General features: G+C 36.8%; 6 protein-coding genes. All 6 read left to right on the forward strand.

Going from position 1 to position 5,408, the window contains the following annotated elements:
* Nucleotides 1-60: 60 nt before the first annotated feature.
* Nucleotides 61-504 carry a hypothetical protein gene (locus QZ657_RS17065; protein ID WP_291968231.1) on the forward strand — a complete coding sequence of 148 codons (444 nt, stop codon included), beginning with the start codon at nt 61-63 and terminating at the stop codon, nt 502-504.
* A gap of 124 nt (nt 505-628) precedes the next feature.
* Nucleotides 629-2,101 (forward strand): potassium/proton antiporter, encoded by a 1,473-nt coding sequence (locus QZ657_RS17070; protein WP_291968232.1) that lies wholly within the window; start codon nt 629-631, stop codon nt 2,099-2,101.
* Nucleotide 2,102: 1 nt separating this feature from the next.
* Nucleotides 2,103-2,477: a hypothetical protein gene (locus QZ657_RS17075; RefSeq protein ID WP_291968233.1), complete on the forward strand. Its 375-nt coding sequence runs from the start codon at nt 2,103-2,105 to the stop codon at nt 2,475-2,477.
* Between the two features lie 104 nt (nt 2,478-2,581).
* A complete protein-coding gene (locus QZ657_RS17080) occupies nt 2,582-3,055 on the forward strand; it encodes a hypothetical protein (RefSeq protein ID WP_291968234.1) in 474 nt (157 codons plus the stop codon).
* 132 nt (nt 3,056-3,187) lie between these two features.
* Nucleotides 3,188-3,799, forward strand: a complete 612-nt coding sequence (locus QZ657_RS17085) for an alpha-ketoglutarate-dependent dioxygenase AlkB family protein (RefSeq protein ID WP_291968235.1) — start codon at nt 3,188-3,190, stop codon at nt 3,797-3,799.
* A gap of 74 nt (nt 3,800-3,873) precedes the next feature.
* Nucleotides 3,874-5,408 (forward strand): NAD(P)/FAD-dependent oxidoreductase (locus QZ657_RS17090; protein WP_291968236.1); only part of this gene is annotated, 1,535 nt, incomplete at its 3' end.

Here is a 5,408-nt window from a genome sequence, read left to right on the forward strand (position 1 = left end):
TTATTGTGATTCTCTTAATAATGATTAACTTGACTTTAGGAATAATACTACAACCAACAGATGACTAAAATTACCAAAACACCCCATATTGTTTTCTGGATTCTGATTCCCATAATACTACTTACAGGATTTCTAAAACCTGATAAAACATTCTACTTTAATATTCATGACACCTATTATGTACTGGGGTTGATCAATTTAGCTGTACTAATCTCTATTATATTTGCAATTATAGGTTTTGGATATTGGGTTATAATTAGACTGAACAGAAGGTTGGTATATTGGCTGACCGTGATTCATTTAATCATTACGGTTATTGGCTTCTTCTCAATTATTTTAATTTTCTTTTCCCTACCCAGCATAGAACAAGACGGTTTCTCTTATAATTTTGAAAACTTTCTTGAAATGCAGGTAATTGTCTTTTATATTTTTTCCTTAGTACTCTACATTCAACCTCTTTATCTCATAAATATTATTATTGCTTTGCTAAGTAAAACGGAATAGTTTTTTCAACCTTATTTAAACAGCTATACAACATGTTAACATTGTGCCAAACCTTAACATTTGTATTGGTTTTTTGATAAATGATCTAACTTTGTTGCCTTAAAATTAAGGCAACTGACCACCAATGAACCTTACCATAGAAAACATACTTCTTGTAGGCTCTATATTACTGTTTATCAGCATTATAGTAGGTAAGACTTCGTATAAATTCGGGGTACCTACATTGATCCTTTTCTTGGCCATAGGTATGCTTGCCGGATCAGATGGTATTGGCGGTATTCAGTTTGATGATCCTAAGCTTGCCCAATTCATTGGTATTGTCTCTCTTAACTTTATATTGTTTTCTGGTGGTTTAGATACCAATTGGAACGCTGTAAAACCTATTTTAAAAGAGGGACTTGTGCTATCTACCCTAGGGGTTTTGCTCACAGCGGTCACCCTTGGAACTTTCGTCTATTATATTACCGATTTTACCATATTCGAAAGCATGTTGTTGGGTTCTATTGTATCTTCTACAGATGCCGCAGCGGTTTTCTCTATTTTACGTTCTAAAAATTTAGCCTTAAAAAGTAATCTAAGACCCACGTTAGAGCTTGAAAGTGGTAGTAACGACCCCATGGCTTATGTGCTTACTCTTGCTTTTTTAACCTTGGTCATTAATCAAGACCTGAGCGTTCTCTCCATTATTCCCTTGTTTTTAAAACAAATGATATTGGGTGGCATTGGCGGTTTTGTATTTGGAAAGCTGAGTGAAATTATCATCAACAAAATTAAATTAGGCTTTGAAGGTTTGTACCCTGTGCTGGTCATTGCCTTAATGTTCATAACCTTTTCCGCTACGGACGCTGTTGGCGGTAATGGCTTCTTGGCTATTTACATTTGTGCCGTGTATTTAGGCAATCAAGATTTAATACATAAGTCTACCATTTTAAAAATGTTCGATGGTATGGCTTGGCTAATGCAGATCGTATTGTTTTTGACCTTGGGGCTACTCGTTTTTCCTTCTCAGATTTTACCTTATTTAGGTATTGGTTTGCTTATATCGGTATTCTTAATTCTTGTGGCAAGACCTGTAAGTGTTTTATTAAGCCTTATGTTCTTTAAAATGAAAATGGGCAGAAGATTATATATTTCATGGGTGGGCTTACGTGGTGCAGTGCCTATCGTATTTGCAACTTACCCCCTATTGGCGGGCATTGACAAGGCTAGTATTATTTTTAGTATCGTATTCTTTATATCGGTTTCATCGGTTTTAATTCAAGGTACTACTTTATCTATTTTTGCCAAATGGCTTAATGTTGCTTTACCGGAAGAGGTAAAACCAATTGCCGAAAACGATAGGTACATACTTAATCTACCCAAATCTGCCATGGAAGAAGTTACGGTTGTTCCCAACAGTTTTGCTGTAGAAAAACGAATTATAGATTTACACTTTCCAAGGACCACATTCATTGTCATGATAAAAAGGGACGGACTTTTTGTTAGACCAGGTGGATCTACAATTATTAAAGCTAACGATACTTTGGTCTTGCTTTTAGATAATGAAGAAAGTTTAGCAGAAGTAAATGTTATATTAAATCAAGCGGTTGTCGTATAAAATGCAAAGTTTTAACAACATAGTAAAAGTGCTACTCCTCTTTACAATTTATTGTTTTGGGCTAGTTAATTCTGCAGATGCCCTAACTAACTTTAACCAAACACCATTAAGCGAAAATAGCGCGCAAAAAAGCTATTTTACAGCGTCAACCAAACTTTTATCTCCACATGCCCAGCAAACTGAAGTTTCGGTTTCAGATGTTGCCGAAGTTATTTCGCCTAATTACAAGCTTCCGTTTACTGGCTTTACCGCTAGCCTTAACAGTATTGATTTTGCCTCTATTTCTAGATCCAGGCAATATATTCTTTATGCCAAAACGCTATTGATCAAGTTTAAAAAAACTGATCTTATTTTTCCTTTCCATAATTTCTGGTAGACCTCTTCATGTAGGTTATCTCTTTGATAACCAAATAACTAGGTTTTATGATGTATCACTTTACATCATACAATAATCAGTATTAAAAAATTAAAATTTACAATATGGAATTTGGAGTAACTGCTATTAGTTTAGCATCTGTTGCACTATGTGCAATGCCTTTTGTTTTAACGAACAGAAAAATAAAAGAAAAAAAAATGATGTCATCTTTAAACGACATCGCAACTACGCATCATTGTAAACTAACGGAATATGAGATTTTTGGTCACTATGCCATAGGTTTGGACACTGAAAAGAAATTTGTATTCTTTGTCTCAAAAAATGGCGAAGAACTACAACAACAGTATGCCGATTTAGCCACTATTAAAACTACTGAAATTGCGAACATTGGTAAATCCTTTGCCAGAAAAGAGAAAATTGCAGAGCGATTGCTGCTGCAACTTTTCCCCAAAAACACCAATGTACCAGATGTAGTTTTTGAATTTTATGATGCTGAAGTCAACTATCAATTAAGTGGAGAATTTCAGTCTATAGAAAAATGGAACAAGGCGATTAAAAACTTGCTCAAAAGCAATTAGTATATATCATCAAAGTTCTTTTTAATTATAAAAGCGAATAGAAAATCTTATAAAAAAGGTTAACTATTCGCTTTTGCTTTTAAGATGATTACCAAGTACTTTAGTGCTCTGAATTGTTAGAAAGCAAGCATTATGAAATTATTTGATATTGAGGTTGACCATAAGAAAAACCTTCTTCCACGTGACGGAACGGTAAATTATTTTGGTAAAATATTAAATGAGGAAGACGCTATACACTACCTAAATGACTTATTGAAAAAAATAGAATGGAAGAATGATGAAGCCATCATCTTTGGCAAAAAGATCATAACCAAAAGAAAAGTAGCATGGTATGGCGAAAAACCATTTCAATATACCTACTCAAAAACTACCAAGCAGGCACTACCATGGACTACAGAGCTGCTAGAATTAAAATCTAAAGTAGAGCAAGAAAGTGGCGAAACCTTTAACTCTTGCCTATTAAACCTATATCATGATGGCAGCGAGGGCATGGCGTGGCATAGTGATGGAGAAAAAGACCTGAAAAAGAATGGCGCAATAGCTTCCGTAAGTTTTGGATCGGAGCGAAAATTTGCATTTAAACACAAAGAAACGAAAGAAAAGGTTGAACTAGTTTTAGAGCACGGTAGCCTTTTAATTATGAAAGATGCAACACAGACCCACTGGTTACATAGATTGCCACCCACTACAAAAAGTAAAACACCAAGAGTAAACCTGACATTTAGAACCATCGTTGAAAAATAATTTTACAGCAACAGACCTTATGCATTTTTAAGCCGCTACAGCTTTACATCATCTTTTTACTTTAATTTTGCCCCATGGTTAGAAATGTACAGCTACGGTTAACTTTAAAGGAAGAAGCAACCCCAAACGGATTACAAATTCGTACAGCGCAATATCTTGGACTCGAACAAGGGTCTTTTACCCTTAAAGTCTTACGTAAATCTATTGATGCACGTAAACCTAAAATTGTTTTCAATTACAAATTGGCGGTATATATTAACGAACCTGCACCTAACGACGCCCTTCATTTTGAATATAAAGATGTATCAAAAGCCAAACCCATACATATTGTAGGATTTGGACCTGCAGGTATGTGGGCTGCGCTACGTTGTTTAGAAATGGGTTACAAACCTATTGTTTTGGAACGTGGTAACAATGTAAAAGAACGCAGACGAGATTTGAAGGCCATTAATCAAGACCATCAGGTAAACCCTGAGAGTAATTACTGTTTTGGTGAAGGTGGCGCAGGTACGTATTCTGATGGAAAACTATACACCCGTAGTCTTAAACGTGGAGATGTACGTCGCATTTTCGAAAGTTTGGTTTTTCATGGTGCAACAGACCAAATATTGGTAGATGCACATCCACATATCGGAACCAATAAGCTCCCTAAAATTGTACAGAATATTCGTGAAGTTATACAGCAGCACGGTGGTGAAGTTCATTTTAATACCAAGGTGACCGATTTCGTTATCAAGGACAATACGTTAAAATCCATTGTTTTAAATGACAATAATGAAATGGCCGTGGATCGCGTAATATTGGCTACGGGACATTCCGCTCGTGACATTTTTGACTTATTACATAAAAAAGATATTGCGCTACAGGCAAAATCATTTGCCATGGGCGTGCGTGTAGAGCATCCGCAACATATCATAGACAGTATTCAATACCACTGCTCTGGTGACCGAAGCGAATTGTTACCTGCAGCTTCGTATAGTTTAGTGGAACAAGTGAAGGAACGTGGCGTGTATTCGTTCTGTATGTGCCCTGGCGGATTCATAGTACCTGCTGCAACTTCCCCTGGCGAGGTGGTTGTAAACGGCATGTCACCATCAAAACGAAATAACCTGTATGCCAATTCCGGTATCGTAGTGGAAATTAATGTGGATAAGGATATTCCTAAATATGAGAAATTCGGGGCTTTGAAAGGATTGGAATATCAAAAGAATTTAGAGCGACTGGCATTCACTTCTGGCGGAAGAACGCAAACTGCCCCAGCTCAGCGATTGACCGATTTTGTAGAAGGAAATTTATCCGTAGACCTTAATCCTACCTCGTACCAACCCGGATTAAACTCCGCTCCCCTACACTCCCTGTTGCCTAAACTTATTGGTAGTAGATTGCGACAAGGCTTTAAGGCTTTTGGCGATAAAATGCATGGTTATTACACGGCAGAAGCAAATATTGTGGGCGTGGAATCCAGAACCTCATCTCCTGTGAGCATCCCTAGAAACGAAAAACTGGAACACCCAGTGATCAAAGGACTTTTCCCATGTGGTGAAGGTGGTGGCTATGCCGGTGGAATTGTTTCTGCAGCAATGGATGGCGAAAGATGTGCCGAAGCTGC

The sequence above is a fragment of the Maribacter sp. genome (genome assembly GCA_020629415.1).
Classification (GTDB): domain Bacteria; phylum Bacteroidota; class Bacteroidia; order Flavobacteriales; family Flavobacteriaceae; genus Maribacter; species Maribacter huludaoensis.